The sequence below is a fragment of the Acidovorax sp. IB03 genome, assembly GCF_016406015.1.
GTDB lineage: Bacteria > Pseudomonadota > Gammaproteobacteria > Burkholderiales > Burkholderiaceae_C > Acidovorax > Acidovorax temperans.
Genome location: NZ_JAEFCH010000017.1, coordinates 57,117 through 74,355, shown reverse-complemented (window position 1 = coordinate 74,355; position 17,239 = coordinate 57,117). Strand labels below are relative to the sequence as shown.

Annotated in this window: 17 protein-coding genes; 9 read left to right on the top strand and 8 right to left on the bottom strand. The window is 66.2% G+C overall.

Annotated features, from left to right (window positions below; all coding sequences use genetic code 11):
* Positions 1-112: 112 nt before the first annotated feature.
* A complete protein-coding gene (locus tag IHV84_RS11525) occupies positions 113-367 on the bottom strand; it encodes a YfhL family 4Fe-4S dicluster ferredoxin (protein ID WP_044399600.1) in 255 nt (84 codons plus the stop codon).
* 174 nt (positions 368-541) lie between these two features.
* Between IHV84_RS11525 and IHV84_RS11520 the strand changes: the two genes are divergently transcribed.
* From IHV84_RS11520 to IHV84_RS11495, 6 genes are all read left to right on the top strand, one after another.
* Positions 542-1,504: an ABC transporter permease gene (locus IHV84_RS11520; RefSeq protein WP_066788129.1), complete on the top strand. Its 963-nt coding sequence runs from the start codon at positions 542-544 to the stop codon at positions 1,502-1,504.
* A 3-nt stretch (positions 1,505-1,507) separates the two neighbouring features.
* Positions 1,508-2,443 carry an ABC transporter permease gene (locus tag IHV84_RS11515; protein ID WP_233099960.1) on the top strand — a complete coding sequence of 312 codons (936 nt, stop codon included), beginning with the start codon at positions 1,508-1,510 and terminating at the stop codon, positions 2,441-2,443.
* A gap of 200 nt (positions 2,444-2,643) precedes the next feature.
* Complete coding sequence (locus IHV84_RS11510; protein WP_198846958.1) at positions 2,644-3,687, top strand: ABC transporter ATP-binding protein; 1,044 nt, start codon at positions 2,644-2,646, stop codon at positions 3,685-3,687.
* Entirely contained in the window at positions 3,684-4,568 is an 885-nt protein-coding gene (locus tag IHV84_RS11505) for an ATP-binding cassette domain-containing protein (RefSeq protein WP_198846957.1), read from the top strand. The genes IHV84_RS11510 and IHV84_RS11505 overlap by 4 nt, the downstream gene beginning before the upstream one ends.
* A 176-nt stretch (positions 4,569-4,744) precedes the next feature.
* Positions 4,745-6,235 (top strand): ABC transporter substrate-binding protein, encoded by a 1,491-nt coding sequence (locus IHV84_RS11500; protein WP_198846956.1) that lies wholly within the window; start codon positions 4,745-4,747, stop codon positions 6,233-6,235.
* Positions 6,236-6,506: 271 nt separating this feature from the next.
* Positions 6,507-7,910, top strand: coding sequence for an amidase (locus IHV84_RS11495; protein ID WP_198846955.1), 1,404 nt, complete (start codon positions 6,507-6,509; stop codon positions 7,908-7,910).
* A gap of 113 nt (positions 7,911-8,023) precedes the next feature.
* On the opposite strand, the gene IHV84_RS11490 is transcribed toward IHV84_RS11495, so the two are convergent.
* Complete coding sequence (locus IHV84_RS11490; protein ID WP_198846954.1) at positions 8,024-9,451, bottom strand: YdgA family protein; 1,428 nt, start codon at positions 9,449-9,451, stop codon at positions 8,024-8,026.
* Positions 9,452-9,735: 284 nt separating this feature from the next.
* Between IHV84_RS11490 and IHV84_RS11485 the strand changes: the two genes are divergently transcribed.
* The 3 genes from IHV84_RS11485 to IHV84_RS11475 all read left to right on the top strand — a co-directional run bounded on the left by IHV84_RS11485 (position 9,736) and on the right by IHV84_RS11475 (position 12,583).
* Positions 9,736-10,344: a hypothetical protein gene (locus tag IHV84_RS11485; RefSeq protein WP_198846953.1), complete on the top strand. Its 609-nt coding sequence runs from the start codon at positions 9,736-9,738 to the stop codon at positions 10,342-10,344.
* Between the two features lie 19 nt (positions 10,345-10,363).
* The gene (locus IHV84_RS11480; RefSeq protein WP_198846952.1) at positions 10,364-11,722 is read left to right on the top strand and encodes a tetratricopeptide repeat protein; all 1,359 of its coding nucleotides are present in this window, start codon (positions 10,364-10,366) and stop codon (positions 11,720-11,722) included.
* A 174-nt stretch (positions 11,723-11,896) separates the two neighbouring features.
* On the top strand, positions 11,897-12,583 hold the full coding sequence (locus IHV84_RS11475; protein WP_198846951.1) for an MOSC domain-containing protein: 687 nt from the start codon (positions 11,897-11,899) through the stop codon (positions 12,581-12,583).
* Positions 12,584-12,589: 6 nt separating this feature from the next.
* Here IHV84_RS11475 and IHV84_RS11470 read toward each other — a convergent pair whose 3' ends face one another.
* From IHV84_RS11470 to IHV84_RS11445, 6 genes are all read right to left on the bottom strand, one after another.
* Entirely contained in the window at positions 12,590-13,261 is a 672-nt protein-coding gene (locus IHV84_RS11470; RefSeq protein WP_198846950.1) for a histidine phosphatase family protein, read from the bottom strand.
* Positions 13,262-13,358: 97 nt separating this feature from the next.
* Positions 13,359-14,006, bottom strand: a complete 648-nt coding sequence (locus tag IHV84_RS11465) for a LysE family translocator (RefSeq protein WP_198846949.1) — start codon at positions 14,004-14,006, stop codon at positions 13,359-13,361.
* A gap of 215 nt (positions 14,007-14,221) precedes the next feature.
* Complete coding sequence (locus tag IHV84_RS11460) at positions 14,222-14,500, bottom strand: hypothetical protein (RefSeq protein WP_370541257.1); 279 nt, start codon at positions 14,498-14,500, stop codon at positions 14,222-14,224.
* Positions 14,497-15,342, bottom strand: coding sequence for a DUF429 domain-containing protein (locus tag IHV84_RS11455; protein WP_198846948.1), 846 nt, complete (start codon positions 15,340-15,342; stop codon positions 14,497-14,499). Before IHV84_RS11455 ends, IHV84_RS11460 begins: the two co-directional genes overlap by 4 nt.
* A gap of 176 nt (positions 15,343-15,518) precedes the next feature.
* A complete protein-coding gene (locus tag IHV84_RS20800) occupies positions 15,519-16,610 on the bottom strand; it encodes an EamA family transporter (RefSeq protein WP_198846947.1) in 1,092 nt (363 codons plus the stop codon).
* A gap of 205 nt (positions 16,611-16,815) precedes the next feature.
* The gene (locus IHV84_RS11445; protein WP_066692185.1) at positions 16,816-17,238 is read right to left on the bottom strand and encodes a BLUF domain-containing protein; all 423 of its coding nucleotides are present in this window, start codon (positions 17,236-17,238) and stop codon (positions 16,816-16,818) included.
* Position 17,239 lies beyond the last annotated feature (1 nt).

Here is a 17,239-nt window from a genome sequence, read left to right as displayed (position 1 = left end):
TCAAACTTCTACTGCCTCCCCGGCAGAGCCGGGGGGCCTCCTTTTGGTAGCTAGCGCTTTCTGGGTAAGCGCTAGAGCCCTAAAACACTTTGAACCCTTGGCGCCTGGCCATTCACGACTTCGCGGCTTGCAGTCGCTGAAACTTCTGCCACAGGGTTTCGCGGCTTTCGACATGCTGGGGGTTCACCGGTATGCAGGCCACAGGGCAAATCTGCACGCACTGCGGCTCGTCAAAGTGCCCTACGCATTCGGTGCACTTGCTGGGGTCGATCTCATAGATCTCCTGCCCCAGATAAATCGCATCGTTGGGGCACTCGGGCTCGCAGACATCGCAGTTGATGCATTCATCGGTGATCATCAACGCCATGCGCAGGTCTCCAGCAGGGTCAGTACGGACTTCATGCCCCCGATTATCCCGCGCACCCGCGCCCACAGCCAAACCGCCCCTGCAACCCAGTGACCGCAGCAGGGGTGCTTTGCCGGTATGCTGCGCATGCACACGAACTAGCGCCTCCCCCGCCAACGACCACTTCACTTCTCTATGGGCCTGTTTCTCCTCAAACGCCTGTTGACCCTCATGGCCACCCTGCTGGGAGCCTCGGCGGTGGTGTTCCTGGTGCTGGAAATTCTTCCGGGCAATGCGGCGCAGATGCTGATGGGCCCCGATGCGTCACCCGAGGCCGTGGCGGCCCTGGCCACCAAACTGGGCCTGGACCAACCGGCACTGCAGCGCTACGGTGACTGGATTGGCGGGCTGCTGGTGGGCAATATGGGTGAGAGCTACGCCTACAGCACCCCGGTGCTGGACCTGGTGCTGGAGCGGTTGGCGCTCACCATTCCGCTGGCGCTGCTGGCCATGGTCATCACTGCTGTACTGGCCCTGCTCGCGGGCGTGTATGCCGCATCGCGCCACAACCGCTGGGGAGATGTGGGCGTGATGGCCCTGGCGCAGATCGGCATTGCCATCCCCAACTTCTGGTTCGCCATTTTGCTGATCCTGCTGTTTTCGGTGAAGCTGCAATGGTTTTCCGCCGGTGGTTTTCCGGGCTGGACGCAAGCCAGTGGCGGCAGCCCGCTGGAGGCACTCAAGGCCCTGCTGCTGCCGGCCATTGCCCTGGCCGTCGTGCAGGCGGCCATCTTGGCGCGCATCACGCGCTCTGCCGTGCTGGAAGTGCTGCGTGAAGATTTTGTGCGCACTGCACGGGCCAAAGGCCTGTCGCAGCGCGCGGCCCTGTGGGGGCATGTGCTGCGCAACGCCATGATCCCGGTGGTCACGGTAATGGGGCTGCAGTTTGCATCGCTGCTGGCAGGCACCATCGTGGTGGAAAACGTGTTCTATCTGCCGGGCCTGGGCCGGTTGATCTTCCAGTCCATCTCCAACCGCGACCTCATCGTGGTTCGCAACTGCGTCATGCTGCTGGCCGCCATGGTCATCGTGGTGAATTTTGTGGTGGACGTGCTGTACGCGGTGATCGATCCGCGCGTCAAAGCCAGCGATATCTGAGCCATGAGCCTGTTGAAAGACTCCTCTGCGATGGACCCCGCCTCTGCCTCCGCCGCCTCCACCTCCTTAGGGCAGGTGCCTTCGGCGGGTGCAAGCTCACGTGGGCGGCAAGGCTGGCATCGGGCCCTGCGCCACCGCAGCTTTGTGCTGGGTGCCGTGCTGACGATGCTCATGCTGGGCATGGCCGCCATCTCCTTAGTGTGGACGCCCTGGTCGCCCTACGAGGTGGACTTGGCCGCCAAGTTGCAGCCCCCTTCGGCAGTCCACTGGCTGGGCACTGATGCGTTTGGGCGCGACATCCTCTCGCTCCTCATGGTGGGTGCGCGCAATTCCATTCTGGTGGGGGTGATCGCCGTGGGCATCGGCATGGGCGTGGGCACGGCGCTGGGGCTGCTGGCGGCGGCACGCAAGGGCTGGGTGGAAGAAGCCATCATGCGCCTGGCCGACTTCACGTTTGCCTTCCCTGCCCTGCTGCTGGCCATTATGCTCACCGCCGTGTTTGGGGCAGGCATCGTCAACTCCATCATCGCCATTGGCATCTTCTACATCCCGACGTTTGCGCGGGTCACGCGGGCGTCGGCCAACGCCGTATGGGCGCGCGAATACATCCTGGCCGCCCGTGCCTGCGGCAAAGGACCCTGGCGCATCACGCTGGAGCATGTGCTGCCCAATATCCTCTCTGTGCTGATCGTGCAGGCCACCATCCAGTTTGCGCTGGCCATCCTGGCCGAAGCGGCGCTGTCGTACCTGGGGCTGGGCACGCAGCCGCCAGAGCCCTCGTGGGGCCGTATGCTGAGCGAGGCGCAGACCCTCATGTTCCAGGCCCCCCTGCTGGCGGTGTGGCCCGGCGTGGCGATTGCGCTGGCCGTGCTGGGGCTGAACCTGCTGGGTGATGGCCTGCGTGATTTGCTTGACCCCCGCCTGGCGAGAAAAAGATGACTCCCCCTGAGTCGCTTCGCGCCTTCCCCCTCTCTCTACGCGCTGCGCGCTATGGGAGGGGGACGCAGCCAGCGCACGCAAGCCGTACGCCGCCTGCGCGGGTTGGCGGCCCTTGCGCGGCCGCCGCGCAATACGCCCCGCCAGTTTCATGCACTGTAGACACACGCATGAAGTACCGCAACCGATGAAAACCTGCAGCCATGCCTTTGCTTGAAGTATCCAACCTGCGCGTGCGCCTGCAGACCCACCGCGGCCCGGCCGATGCGGTGCGCGGCGTGAGCTTTGCGCTGGAACGCGGCGAAACCCTGGGCCTGATTGGCGAATCGGGCTGCGGCAAGTCGCTCACCGCCATGGCACTCATGGGCCTGCTGCCGGAAAGCGCAGAAGTCTCCGGCAGCATCCGCTTTGACGGGCAGGAACTGGTGGGTACCAGCGACGCGCAAATGTGCCGGCTGCGCGGCCACCGCATCGGCATGGTGTTTCAGGAACCCATGACGGCCCTCAACCCCGTGCACACCATTGGCCGCCAGGTGGCAGAGCCCCTGCGGCTGCACCTGGACCTGGACAAGACCACCGCGCGGCAGCGCGCGATTGCTCTGCTGGACCGCGTGGGCATTCCCCAGGCAGCGCAGCGCTTTGATGCCTACCCCCACCAGTTCTCCGGCGGGCAACGCCAGCGCATCACCATTGCCATGGCGCTGGCCTGCGGCCCCGACCTGTTGATTGCCGACGAACCCACCACGGCGCTGGATGTGACCATCCAGCAGCAGATCCTCGACCTCATCAGCGACCTGGTGGCCGAGCGCAACATGGCCCTCATCCTCATCTCGCACGACCTGGGGGTGATCTCCCAAAACGTGGACCGCATGCTGGTGATGTACGGCGGCAGCGTGGTCGAAAGCGGGCCCACCGCATCGGTCTTTGCCGCCATGGCCCACCCTTACACCCGGGGCCTGCTGGAGGCGCGGCCGCAGCTGGCACCCCGAACGGCGCAGCCCGTGCGGCTATCGACCATTGCAGGCACGGTGCCCGAGCTGGTGGACCTGCCCGCTGGCTGCCCGTTTGCCGGGCGGTGCGCCTTCACCGCACAGGCCTGCCACCACACCCGGCCTGAAGCCACGCTGGTCGCCCAGGATGCCGATGGCGACCACCTGGTGCGCTGCCTGCGCCCCGAAGCCATGGCGCCCGCCGCAACCCCTGCCCACGTTGTAGAGAGCGCACTGCCAGCGCATTCCCGTTCATGACTTCGCTTCCGCACACCCCAGCCTCGCAAGCGCCCACAGCCCCGCTGCTGGAAGTGACCGACCTGGTTCGCGAATACACGTTGCCCCGCGAGCACCTGCTGCGCCCGCCCGCCAAAGTGCAGGCGCTCAAAGGCGTGAGCTTCACGCTGCACAGCGGGCGCAGCCTGGGCGTGGTGGGCGAATCGGGCTCTGGCAAATCCACCCTGGCGCGCACCGTGATGGCGCTGGACGCGCCCACCTCCGGCAGCGTGCGCCTGCTGGGGCGCGATCTGCGCCAGTTGCCAGCGGCCGCGCTGCGCGAAGCCCGGCGCGACTTTCAGATGGTGTTCCAGGACCCGTACGGATCGCTGGACCCACGCCAGACCGTGGCGCGGATCGTGAGCGAACCGCTGCAAGCCCAGGGCCACGCCACGCGGGCACAGCAGCGCGAGCAAGCCGCTGAAGTGCTCGCCCAGGTGGGCCTGCGCCCCCAAGACCTGGACAAGTACCCGCACGAATTTTCGGGCGGCCAGCGCCAGCGCATTGCCATTGCCCGCGCCCTGATCACCCGGCCCCGGCTCATCGTGGCCGATGAACCCGTGAGCGCGCTGGATGTGTCGGTCCAGGCCCAGGTGCTCAACCTGCTGCAAGACCTGCAGCAGAAATTTGGTGTGAGCTTCCTGCTCATCAGCCACGATTTGGCCGTGGTGAACCACCTGTGCGACGAGGTCGTGGTGCTCTACCAAGGGAGAATCGTGGAGCGCGGGGCACCGTCCGATCTGTTCCACCACGCGCAGCACCCCTACACCCAGGCCCTGGTGGCTGCGGTGCCCCATGTGCAGCCAGGGCGGGCCCGTGCGCGGCGCATGGCTGCAGCAGCGATGGCATCGGGCAACCCGTAGGGCTTGCCAAGGCGGCCGCTGAAGTCGCGTAGCAGTCAGTACGCCATGCGATACCGCGCGCTGCGCGCAACCAATGGTGTACAAAGCGCTTTCGCACATTGCCTGCAGCCTTCTGCCCAGAGGCGCGCAGGTGTTGACTGAATTCCAAGTCTGCTCTTTGTCAGGAGTCGTTGAACATGCTGAATCGCCGATCCGTTCTTGCCACTGGCGCGCTGGCTGCCATTCCTCTGGCTGCGCCCGTCGGTGCCCTGGCGCAAAACCGCAAGGATGCGGTGGTGCTGGCCATGACCCTGGAGCCCCCAGGCCTGGACCCCACGGCAGGTGCGGCCTCGTCCATTGCCGAGATCGTGCAGTACAACATTTTTGAAACGCTCACCAAGATCAACCCCGACGGCTCGGTCTCGCCCCTGCTGGCCGAGAGCTGGGAAGTCTCGCCCGACCTAAAGACCTACACCTTCAAGCTGCGCAAGGGCGTCAAGTTCCAGAACGGCGAGCCCTTCAACGCCGCTGCGGTCAAGTTTTCCTACGACCGTGCTGGCGGCGAGAAAAGCACCAACAAAGACAAGCGCACCTTTGCCAACCTGACCACGCAGGTGGTGGACGAACACACCCTGGTGGTGCTGAACAAGGACATCGACCCCGACCTGCTGTTCGCCCTGGGCCAGGCCACGGCCATCATCGTGGAACCCAAGAGCGCCGACACCAACGCCACCAAGCCCGTGGGCACCGGCCCTTACCAGCTGGGCGCGTGGAACAAGGGTTCCTCGGTGGTGCTGACGGCTTGGGACGGTTTCCGGGCAGCAAGCACCATCAAGCTGCGCCGCGCCACCTTCCGCTTCATCTCCGACCCTGCTGCGCAAGTCGCCGCCCTGCTGGCGGGCGATGTGGACCTGTTCCCCCGCGTCACGCCGCGTAGCGTGCCACAGTTCAAGAGCAACCCGCGCTTTCAGGTGCTGGTCAGCGGCTCGCGCGCCAAGACCATCCTGGCCATCAACAACGCCAGAAAGCCACTGGACGATGTGCGCGTGCGCCGCGCCATCGCAGCCGCCATTGACCGCAAGGCCGTGATCGAGGGTGCGGGCGATGGCTACGGCGCCCCCATCGGCAGCCACTACGTGCCCGGAGCGTTTGGCTATGTGGACACCACGGGCGTCAATCCGTTCGACATTGAAAAATCCAAGAAGCTGCTGGCCGAAGCGGGCATCAAGACCCCGCTGGAGCTGACGCTGACCCTGCCGCCCACGCCGTACGCGCGCCAGGGTGGCGAAGTCATCGTGGCCCAGCTGGCCAAGGTGGGCATCGTGGCCAAGACGCAGAACGTGGAATGGGCACAGTGGCTCAGCGGCACGTACGGCAACAAGAACTACGACCTCACGCTGATCTCGCACGTCGAGCCGTTTGACCTGGCCAACTTCGCCAAGCCCGACTACTACTGGGGCTACCAGTCGGCCAAGTTCAACGACCTGTTCAACCAGATCAAGAACGCCGCGCGCCCCCAAGACCGCGCCCGCTTGCTGGGCGAGGCGCAAAAGCTGCTGGCCGACGACGCCGTGCACGCCTTCCTGTACCAGCCGCAGTGGATCACCGTGGCGAACAAGAACCTCAAGGGGTTGTGGAAGGACATGCCGGTGTTCGTGAACGACCTCTCGGCCCTGTCCTGGTCCTGAGATGAGCAACACCCCCCTGAGCCGCTCCGCGTCTTCCCCCCGCTCTCGCCTGGCTGCGCCACGCGGGCAGGGGGACGCAGCCCTCGCTGCGGGGCGGTGCGGCCGGCGTAGGCCCTTGCTCGGCTGCCCGCGCATGGGTCGCGCCAGTTTCACAGGCCACGGGTGGTGCGCGGCGCAATGGATAACCAGAATCATTTGCTACCAAAATAATAGCTACAAGCGCTTTATTAATAAGCGCTAGCGGCCATTTTCATTGAAAACTTCCCCAGCCATGACCGCACTGCACGACCTGCCCGCCCAAGACCTGCTGGCCGCCTACCGCCAGCGCACGCTGTCCCCCGTGGAGGTCACGCAGGCTGTGCTGGCACACATGGAGCGCTGGGAGCCCCACATCCGCGCCACCTACCTGCTGCGGCCTGAGCACGCGCTGGCGCAGGCCCGCCAGAGCGAAGCCCGCTGGCAGCGCGGCGAGCCCCAGGGGCTGCTCGACGGGGTGCCCGTCACCATCAAGGAAAACATCGCCACCCAGGGCGACCCCACACCGCTGGGCACCGCCGCCGTGCCGCTGGTGCCTGCCGCAGCCGATGCGCCCCCCGCAGCCCGCCTGCGCGAAGCGGGCGCGGTGATGGTGGCCAAAACCACCATGCCCGACTACGGCATGCTGTCCTCCGGGCTGTCGAGCTTTCACCCCCTCTCGCGCAACCCGTGGGACGTGAGCAAGGGCCCGGGCGGCTCCAGCGCCGGTGGTGGCGCTGCCGCGGCGGCAGGCTACGGGCCGCTGCACATTGGCACCGACATCGGCGGCTCGCTGCGGCTGCCCGCCAGCTGGTGCGGCATCTTCAGCCTCAAGCCCAGCCTGGGCCGCATTCCCATCGACCCACCCTACACCGGCCGCGCAGCGGGCCCCATGACACGCACCGTGCAAGACGCCGCGCTGATGATGCAGGCGCTGAGCCAGCCCGACGCGCGCGACAGCATGAGCCTGCCCTACCAGCCCATTGCCTGGGGCGAATACGACCAGGGCGTGCAACGCCTGCGCGGCCTGCGCCTGGGCCTGCTGCTGGACGCTGGCTGCGGCCTGCCAGTAGAGGCCGAAGTGCGCGCCGCTGTGGAGCATGCCGCCCGCCTGTTCGAGCAGGCCGGTGCCCAGGTGAGCCTGATGCAGCCCTTCATGACCCAGGCCATGCTCGACGGCATGGACCACTTCTGGCGCATGCGCTCGTACACTGACCTGCAGGCCTTGCCCGAAGCGCAGCGCGCCAAGGTGCTGCCCTACATCCGCGCCTGGGCCGAGAGCGCTGCGGGCATGACTGGCACCCAGGTCTTCCAAGCCAGCCAGCAGTTCCACACCACACGCGTGGCCACCGTCAAGGCGTGCAGCGGGTTTGATTACGTGCTCTCGCCCGTGGCCCCCATGCCCGCATTCGCGGCCGAGCTGCCCTCCCCCACCAACGACCCGCTGCGCCCGCTGGAGCACATTGGCTTCACGGTCCCGTTCAACATGTCCGAGCAGCCTGCCGCTTCGGTCAACTGCGGCTACACCGCCAGCGGCCTGCCCATCGGGCTGCAGATTGCCGGCGCACGCTTTGACGACCTGGGCGTGCTGCAGGTGGCGCACGCCTTCGAGCAGATCCGCGGCCCGCAACGCCCCTGGCCGCAGCCGCCCCAGAGCTGAAAACTTCTTTGCGCAAGGCAGCAAAAAGCCCCGGTGGCCTGCATGGCCACCGGGGCTTTTTTTGTGGGGCGAGGGCGTATTCAGCGCCCCTCGCGCAAGCTCATCGCGTCAGATCAGCGCATGAAGTTGGGCAAGTCCATCACCCGGCCGTTGAGCTTGGCCTGGCCGCCTTCCATCTTCAGCGAGCTGGTCAGGTTGTCGCCCTCCTGGCGCACATAGCCTGCCGCCTGGGCCATGCCGATCATGCCGTCCACGTCTTCGCTCTTGAACTCCTCCTGGCCCGCCGCCTTGGCCAACTGGGGCAGCCAGGCCTTGGGCAGGCGCACGTCGGCATGGAAGGTCGCGTTCTTGAGCAGCACCGGCCCCCAGCCGGCCTGGGTCACTTCTTCTGCGGAAGGAGCGCGGGTGATTTCGCCGCCGTAGGACACCTCGCCCTGCTGTCCGCCCAGCGTGGCCACAAACTTCATGGAATACGCGGGCAGCGCAGCCGCCAGGCGCTGGGCGTTGTCCGCCAGCAGGCCGAACAACTTGCCGCTGTCTTCTTCGCTTGCCATGGCCTTGAGGCCGTCTTTGCGGTAGCTCTCCACCATTGCCACCTGCAGGGTCTTGACCACGTCGGCATCAATGCGCTGGAACTTCTCTTCAAAGCCGATCGACTCAAAATCCACCGGCCCCACCAGGCCCTTGCTCTTGAGCGAGGACGCCATGCTCAACAACTTGCCGCTGCGCTCGATGGTCGTGGTGCCCAGCAAATCCTTGAGGGCCAGCAGGGTGCTGGCCGTGCCGCCCTCGGGGGTGTTGCTGGCATCAATCTGCGCAAAACGGATAGACCCCTTGCCAGGCGCCATCATCCACAGGTCGTCGATGATCTGGCTCTCGAAATCACCGTTCATGCCCTTGAGCGACATGGCGAAGCGGCTGGGCGCTTCGTCCTGCGCTTCGTCCTCGTCCGACGCCTTCTTCACGCCCGAGAAGGCCAGCTCAGGCCACTGGAAGTTGCCTTTGACCTGCGTGCGGTCACCGCTGACGGAGAACTCTGTCTTCATCTCCTGCCAGCGCATCGTCACTTCTTCGTCACCCAGCTCGCCTGCAGGCACGATCAGCTTCATGTGGTGGCTGCCCGTGAGGCCGTGCACGGTGGTCAGCGTGGGGGCCTGCGCCTTGGCCAGCAGGGTGCCCGCCTTGGCGTCCAGGCCTTCCAGCGCAAAGCGCGATTCCACCACGGCGGCCGCCAGCGCGCCACCGGCCAGAGGGCCGTGGCGCACGGCGCTGTTCACCACCACGCGCAAAGGCTGGGGTGCGGGCTCGCTGGCATCGGCCGAGGCAGGCGGCGTCCACTGCAAAACCACCTTGGCCTGCGATGTGAAAAATCCCTTTTGATAGTCCTGAGACACCACGGTCTCGGCGCCCAGCACCTTGCGCACTTCCTCCAGGGCTTCCTGGTAACTGGCCTGTGCCCGTTGTCCCAGGTACCAGGTGGCTCCCCCATAGGCCACCACTGCCAGCGCCACAGCGGCGCCCAAAGCTGTTTTCTTATTCATTGGATTGCTTGATGTAGTTAACCCCACCCCCCTCGGATGGTGCGCGGGAGAATACCAGCGCCTCCCATTCCCACACCTCTGCCCCTGCAAACTTGTGCAAGCAGATGTGCATTTGTAGGCATTCCGCTGCAAAAATCCAGCCGCGCAGAGCCCGACTCAACGCGCAGGGGCTTCTTTGAAACGGCTTGCGTTGACTCGGTGGCAATATCCGCTATCTTTGGGCCAGCAGCCCGGCATGGCCGGGCAACTCGTCTCCCCCTTTCACGCACCCATCCAGCCACCCCATGGACCTTCTTCTCATGGCGATCCTCATCGCCTCTGGCACCTACATGCTCAACGCCAAAGAGCAACGCAAGCGCATCGCGATTCTGGGGATGCACCTGAGCCAATACCAAATCGAAAAGCTCATGGAGGCGCTGACCGAGGGCTACCTGCGCGCGCTGGGCGAAAACACCCCGGAGCGGCGCGACCAGGTATGGGCCCTGCTGAGCACCACCGAGCAGCAGCTCAGCGAACAATTCAACCGCTTTGCGGCCGACTTTGCCAAGGTGAGCGACGAAGACGCGCGCGTGAGCCGCCTGCCCATCGCCCTGCCCTTTGCCGACAAGCTGTTTCCTGCCGCCACGTTTGACATGCGCAAGGCGCTGGCCATCCATGCCAAAGGCATTACCCATGTGATGCAGAACACCGGCCACCTCAGCGCCAAAGACCGGGCCTACATGATGACGGCCGAGCTGTTCCTGATGCAGCACACCTGCCACTGGTACTGCAAGTCCAAGACCATCGCCTCGGCCCGCATGATGGCCCGCCACCAGACGCCCCACGAACAGCTGGTCAACTCGGTGTCCGAACCCACGCGCAAGGCCTACTTGGCGCTCATCCAGGGCCACTAAGGCTGCAAGGCCCTACCGGTTGCAGCATGACCGCCCCCTCACCGACAGCCTGGGCAACCCCGTCACGCTGCGGGATGAACGCAGCCTTGCGGCCCTCAATGACTTTGTGGAAGGCTTCATCGCCTGCGAAGCCCGGGCCGTGAATGTGCTGCAAGCGCAGGCCGATGCCAGCCCGCTGGTGCAGGCCTATTGCGCGGCGCTGCACATGTTTGCCGAATCGGCCGACGCACCCCGCAACGCCCGGCCCTTCATCGAACAAGCCCTGGCCCACGCGCACCAGGCCAGCGAACGCGAGCAGCGCTGGGTGGCTGCTGTAGCCGCGTGGGTCGATGGCGACCTGCCCCGCGCCATCGCCCTGCACGAAGAGCAAGCCCGCCTGCACCCGCGCGACCTGGCCTCGCTCAAGCTCGGGCAATACCATTGCTTCAACCGCGGCGACTCGCCCGCCATGCTGCGGCTGGCCCTGCAAGCGCAGCACGCCGCCGCCGATGTGCCCTACCTGCACGGCATGCTGGCCTTTGGCTGGGAGCAATGCCACCGGCTCAAAGAAGCCGAAGCTGCCGCCCGCCACGCCATCCACCGGTGCCGCAAAGAGCCCTGGGCCCACCACGCACTGGCCCACGTGATGCTGACCCAGGGCCGCATTGCGGAAGGCATCGACTTCATGGCCAGCGTGAGCGACACCTGGACGGGGCTGAACTCCTTCATGGTCACGCACAACTGGTGGCACCAGGCGCTGTTTCTGCTGGAACAAGACCGCCACGCCGAGGTGATAGCGCTGTACGACCAGCAGGTGTGGGGCGTGGTCAAGGAATACACGCAAGACCAGATCAACGCCATCTCGCTGCTAGCGCGGCTAGAGCTGGCGGGCGTGGATGTGGGACCACGCTGGGCCGATGTGGCCGATCACCTGGCCCTGCGCCTGGCCGACCATGTGCTGCCCTTCCTGGACCTGCAATACCTCTACGGCCTGGCCCGCGCCGGGCGCACAGAGGCAGCACGCGCGCTGCTTCGCAACATCACCACGCACGCCGCCACCCGCACCGAGGCGCACGAACGCACTGTGTGGCAGCAGGTATGTATGCCTGCAGCACACGGCCTGCTGGCCCATGCCCAGGGCGACTGCGCGACAGCGGCAGAGAAACTGGGCACAGCCCTGCCCCGGCTGGTGGAGATTGGCGGCAGCCATGCGCAGCGCGACCTGTTCCACCAGATCTGGCTGGACGCGCTGCAGCGCAACGGCCAGTGGGCCGCGGTGCAGAACCTGCTGCAGCCGCTGTGCAACGCGCAACCCCAATCCGCGCGCCTGGCAAGGCAGGCGCGGCGGGTGAACCAGGCGCTGGGCTTGCCTGATCCAGCGCACGAAGACTTTGAATGATTTTGGCACTCGGCGCTTATGGGATAAGCGCCACCAGCTATTGATTCAATAGCAAAATCACCTCAGGCCTCCACTGGCCCAACCCCGACTCACCAGCCATGGTGGTGCCGGGCCCGAGCGCGACGCTGGCACCGCCGATACTTGCCGCAGAACCCTGATGACATTGGACGCTGCATGCCCCCCGCCTCCCCTCACATCCTGCAAGTGCTCACCGGCACCGTGGCCCCGCTGGGCGCTGCAGGCAAGCCCAGCGCCATTGCCAAGCAGCCGGTGGTTGGCCCGGTGGCCGTCGGCTCGCTGGGGCTGCAGGGCGATGCACAGGCCGACCTGCGCGTGCACGGCGGGCCCGACAAGGCGGTGCACCTGTACGCCTGGGCACACTACGCTGCATGGCGCGCAGAACTGGGCGATGCCCCGGTGCTGCAAGCGCCGGGCGCGTTTGGCGAGAACCTGGCGGTGGCGGGGCTGGACGAAGCAGGCGTTTGCATTGGCGACCGCTGGCGCGCCGGTAGCGCGGTGCTGGAAGTCACCCAGGGCCGCCAGCCCTGCTGGAAGCTGAACCTGCGCTTTGGCGTGCCCGACATGTCGGCACGCGTGCAAAACACGCTGCGCGCGGGCTGGTACTGCCGCACGCTACAAGACGGCGTGGTGCAGGCAGGGGACGCACTGGAACTGCTGGAGCGGCCCCACCCCGGCTGGACGGTACAGCGCCTGCTGGCCCTGATCCGCGACCGCGAATGCAACCCCGCCGTGCTCAACGATGTGCTGGCGCTGCCGCTGCCACCTTCCTGGCACAAGCTGTTCACCCGGCGGCGCGATCAGGGGCAAGCCGAAGATTGGTCTGCGCGCCTGCGGGGGTAGACAGAGCTAACGCACCACCAGCTTGGTCTGGTCGTACACCGGCTGTGCGGGCAAGTCCTGCAGGTGGCGCGTGTCGGCCCAGTGCAGCACTTCGATGGCGCCGCCCTGCACGCGCACGCGGTTCAGGCCCGCGTTGGGAATATCGCTTTGACGGGGCCCGTCCAGCCCCAGGCCCTGGGCGGTGCGCCACACCATGTCGAGCACGCCGCCGTGCGTAACCACCAGCACCGTCTTGCCTGCGTACTGCTGCGCAATGCGCTGCACGGCGTCCATCACGCGGGTGTGGAACTGGCGGGTGGTTTCACCACCGGGCATGCCGTAGTCGGCTTCAAAGCGCACCCAGCGCTCCCAGGCCTCGGCGTAATCGGTTTTCACGTCTTGCACACGCAGCCCGTCCACAATGCCAAAGTTTTGCTCGCGCAGCCCGGGGTCTGCCACGGCGTCCAGTGACAGATGGGGCAACAGCGCCTGCGCCGCAGGCTCGGCCGTCTGCCGCGTGCGCAGCAGGTCGCTGCACACCAGGTGCTCCACACCAAACCGCTCAGCCAGCAACCGCTGCGCCACGCGGCGGGCTTGCTCCAGGCCCGTGGCGTTCAGCGGCACATCCACCTGGCCTTGAAATCGCAGCTCGCGGTTCCAGTCGGTTTCGCCGTGGCGGATGAGGATGAGTTCGGTCATGGTGGAATGGTGCTGTGCGCTTATTACAAGAAAAAACCGCCTCTAGCGCAATTGGGAAAAGCGCCAGAAGCTATGCTTTTCATAGCAAAAGAGACCATCAGCGCTGCGATGTGGCCAGCCGAACGGCCAGCCCCAGGAACACCACCCCCGCCACCCGGTTGAGCCACTGCTGCGCGCGCGGCGAGCGCAGCAGCAAAGACCCGAACACGCCCGAAAAACAGGCGATGGCCCCAAACACCAGCAAGGTAGCCACGATGAACACCAAACCCAGCACCATGAGCTGGCCACCCATGGCACCGCGCGCAGGGTCGGCAAACTGGGGCAGGAAGGCCAGGAAGAACACCAGCACCTTGGGGTTGCTCAGGTTCATCACCATGCCACGCCCCACCATGCGCCACAGGCTGGGTGCGGATGTGGATGCAGCGCCCTGCGCGCCAGCATCAGGCCCGGCAGACGACACCGGTGCCCGCAGGGCCTGCCACGCCAGGTACGCCAGGTAGGCCGCGCCCAGCAGCTTGAGCACAGTGAACGCCACGGCCGACGCCGCAAACACCGCTGCCAGGCCCAGCGCCACCGCACCCGTGTGCACCACCAGCCCGCAGCACAGACCCACCACCACGGCCATGCCGGCGCGCCAGCCACGCTGGGCCGACTGCAGCAGCACAAAAATGTTGTCGGACCCGGGGGTGAGGCCCAGCAGGATGGACACGCCCAAAAAGGCAATCAGGGTATCGGCAGAAGGCATGGCGACAAGTTGGCAAAAGCACGTGACACAAACAGACACCCATTGTGCCGGGTGTGCGGTGCCATGCGGCTACGGGCCAACGCGGGAGGCGGCGGAGGGGTTGAGCGACTAACACGCCCCAGCGAAGCTGGCCCTGGCCAAGTGTTCCGTCGCAGGCAGTACGCGTAGTGCGACAAGACGGGACGACAACGCGAGGGGGGTTGTGTCAGGCGCTCTCAGCGCATGCGCACCACGATGACCTTGGTGCGGGGCTGGCAGCCAGGCCCCTCGTAAGGCGGGCTGTCGCGCTCCCAGCCGGGGCCGGGCGAGGTCTGGGCGCACACCCGTGCCCCATCGACCTTGCTGCGCCAGTAATACCAAGGCGCTGGGGCGGCGTGCAAGGGTAGCGCCAGCCACAGCAACCACGCGGTCAGCACCAGCCAGGCAACAGACGAGCGTCTGCGATGGCTCGCAGGATGAGCCAGGTTGTAGCCCAGGGGTTTGATGGGCTTCATGCGTCGGATGCGCCCCAGGGCGCGGTCACGATCCAGCCTTCCAGCGTGTCCAGCCCCGGTGGCAGGCCGTACAAAGCATCGCCTTGATCGTGCTGCTGCTGTGCCCACGCGGCTTGCAGCAGGCACAGCACGGCGTCCAGGCTGTCGCCGCTGGCGTCCTGAACCAGCGCATCACGCTGGGCATGGCTGAGTTTGAGGCGCAGGCCAAGCCGGGTCTGGCCCAGTTCCAGCGCGTTCACCAGGTCCTTGCGGGCGATGAGACGGTCGGGCGTCTGCTTGGCGCGGTCATCGCTTTTGTAGCTGCGCCGCCGCAGCACCTCGCGCGCCAGCAGGCCGGGGTAGGCCTCCAGCGCCACACGTTGTGCATCGCCTGTGCCGGGCGGCATCAGGCCCGGCAGGTAAACGCCGGCATCCAGCAACAGCGGAAGGCCGGCGTGCAGCATGTAGGCCACGGGCGGGTTCACCCATTTCATCGAGGGGCTGGAACCCGCGGGGCCGTCTGTAGCGCGGTGGGCAAACTTGCCGCCCACGGGGCGGGCATCGCAAAACCCTGCAAAGGCCTCGCGGATCTGCTCGCGCGTGAGGCTGCGGTAGTGCTGCATGCAAGCACGCCAATCGGTGGGCCAGCCCAGCGTAGTGACCAGTTCGCGCGGCAGGCCAAAGGGCAAGTCAAACCCGCCCACCCAGGGCTGGGGCTGGGCCAGCCACTGGGCCAAAGCAGGCAAGGTCTCGATGCGCTCCAACCCCTGCAATTGCACGCGCGCACCATCGCGGCGGCCCAGTGCCAGCACGATGGGTTTGCGGCGGCTGGGGCTGCTGGAGAAATCGCAGCCGACTAACATGCCTATTCCTTTCAGACTCTGAACTACCTACGGGGCGCAACCTACGCTACTGGCACGACAAACGCCAGCGCCCCCGCGGAAGGGCCGCCCCGCCCCGCTGGGGTTGTTCCCCACCCAGCTCGCGCAGCGAGATGAGAGAGGGGGAAGGCGCGAAGCGACTCAGGGGGTGCATCTTGTCATCCCAAAGCCAGCGCCGTGACGCCCGCGGCAATGCACACTGCCCCGCACACGCGCGCCAGCCGGTCGCCCTCGCCCAGCAAGTGCCCGCCGATTAGCGCGGCAAACAGCATGGACACCTCACGCGCCGGGGCCACGTGCGACAGGGGTGCCTGCTGCATGGCATACAGCACCAGCACATAGGCCACCGGGCTGACCACAGCCACCAGCAAAGCAAAGCGCCACTGCGCCAGCCACAGCGTGCGGGCCGTGGGCAAGTCGCGCAGCACCACGGGGGCCAGCAGGCCCACGCGCACGAAGTTGCCCATGTAGTCGATGAGGATGGGCGACATCAGCAGCACCTTGACGGCATAGCCATCCACCACCGTGTAGCTGGCGATGAAAGCCCCGGTGAGCAGCCCGTAGGCGATGCCTTTGTGGACGCGCTGGCGCGCGGCAGGGTCGTGCGCCGCGCGCAGCAGCCCAGGGCCACCGGCAATCAGAAACACCCCGCCCACCACGCCGGCAATGCCCAAAGCCCCCAGCGCTGAAATCTGCTCCCCCAGCAGCGTGATGGCCACCAGCGACGACAACAGCGGCCCCGAGCCCCGCGCCAGCGGGTACACCACCGTCAGGTCTGCCTTGCGGTAGCCACGCAGCAGCGCGGCAGGGTCGTGCGCCGCGCGCAGCAGCCCAGGGCCACCGGCAATCAGAAACACCCCGCCCACCACGCCGGCAATGCCCAAAGCCCCCAGCGCTGAAATCTGCTCCCCCAGCAGCGTGATGGCCACCAGCGACGACAACAGCGGCCCCGAGCCCCGCGCCAGCGGGTAGACCACCGTGAGGTCTGCCTTGCGGTAGCCGCGCAACAGGATGACGTAATACACCACATGCAGCACGCCACTGGCCACCACAAAGCCCCACTCCACCGCGCCCCACAGCGGCACGGCATCGCGCCCCAGCCACCAGCCCAGCGGTGCCCAGAAGAACATCATGAGCACCGAGGTGAAAAACGCAAACCGCGAGTCGCCCCCCGCCTTTTTGGCAGCAATGTTCCAGCAGGCATGGATGAGCCCGGCGAGGATGATGAGAGCGAAAGCGTTGAGACTCACGGGTGGAAAAAAGCGCAGCTTGAATGCAAAAAGCCGCAGCGCCTGTGGGCTGCGGCTGGAGCTATATCTGTGAAGCAGTGACGAAAAGTGGGGCGATTTGCGTAGCGAGCGGCCTCAGCCCGGGTTGAGGAACGCAGCCGCACTCCCGTGCGGCGAGTACCGCAGGCCCGGGATCAGGCCGCGCAGTAGCAAAGCGCCCCGCTTTTCAGGCCCTTCCGATGATGGAGGCCGTGGCCATCAGCTCTTCGAGCAACGCAAACGACACCTTGCCCGACACGGTGTACGGGTCCAGCTCGGGCTTTTCAGAGTATTTGAGCAGGATGGAGTGGTTGATCTTGGAGAGATTGACCTGCCCCATGGTCCAGCCGCCAAAACGGCGCTCGGCAATTTCTTCGTAGTGCAGCAGCTCCACATTCTTGTGGCGTGGGTCGCGCTGGATGTGGCCGTACAGCTCGCTCACCGCAGAGCGGCCGCCTTCAATGGCTTGCAGGAACACGCCGCCGCCATAGCAGAGCACGCCGGTGATGCCCGAGCCGGGGTTGTGCTGGCGAGACTGCGTGAGGATGGCTTCGATGGCCTGGGCCGAGGTGTCCACCGCGCGGCTGGCGTAAAGCAGGCGTACCAACATG